General features: G+C 46.8%; 2 protein-coding genes. Both read right to left on the bottom strand.

All coding sequences use genetic code 11. The features are described 5' to 3' along the window. Window positions 1-196 precede the first annotated feature (196 nt). A complete protein-coding gene (locus tag HEN33_RS25310) occupies window positions 197-301 on the bottom strand; it encodes a hypothetical protein (protein ID WP_001278450.1) in 105 nt (34 codons plus the stop codon). 115 nt (window positions 302-416) lie between these two features. Continuing rightward, the coding region (locus HEN33_RS25305) for a DUF551 domain-containing protein (RefSeq protein ID WP_183083533.1) at window positions 417-692 on the bottom strand (276 nt) is incomplete at its 5' end.

Genomic DNA, 692 nt, shown 5'->3' with positions numbered 1-692 from the left:
TCTAGCATGAAATTGGCCTCAGATTAATGTTAGGCGTCTTGCAGGACGCGTAATGTTAACTGGGGCTTTTCTCTGTCTGCCTTACGGTGGCATGCCCGAGGCAGACAGCCTCAAGCACCCGCAGCAATTCTACTTAACTCTCGCTTTACCGCAAACCGTTTTTACCCGATATGGGAATTCCCATATCGTAATGAATTCAGTTCCCTAGTCGATCCATCAAAAACACAACCAGGCAGTAAACGCCCACAACAGCAATAACAGCCAGCGCACCTTCCATTGCCAGTGAAATATCATCCGACATATTCCCTCCTTTGGTGTGAATCCCGGCGAACGTTTTTACCCCCACCGACAAATAACATATACTAAAAAATCAATAGCTATAGCAACGCCTGTAATTGCAAAGGCTTCAGGCCAGATCATTGGCGCACCTCCTGCGGCGGTTCTGGTAGCGGCATCCAGTCGGTTACATTGCGGCTCTGTGTTTCGAAAAATTCATCACCATTACTGACTACATCAAAAAACTCACCGTCTCGATATTGCGCATAAAGAACGAATGCGCCATCACATAAAATAATTACGTGCTGACCATCATCCGGCATTCGCTCACTACAGCTTATCCAACCATCCGGAGTTACCGGATAGTTGGTTGACGTTTCCGAGATTTCCCGAAAATTATTGGTTGACGACCCCTT

This window comes from Escherichia sp. 94.0001, assembly GCF_013369155.2.
Taxonomy (GTDB): Bacteria; Pseudomonadota; Gammaproteobacteria; order Enterobacterales; family Enterobacteriaceae; genus Escherichia; species Escherichia coli_F.
The sequence above is the reverse complement of the archived record's forward strand: the minus strand, read 5'-3'. Positions and strand labels throughout refer to the sequence as shown.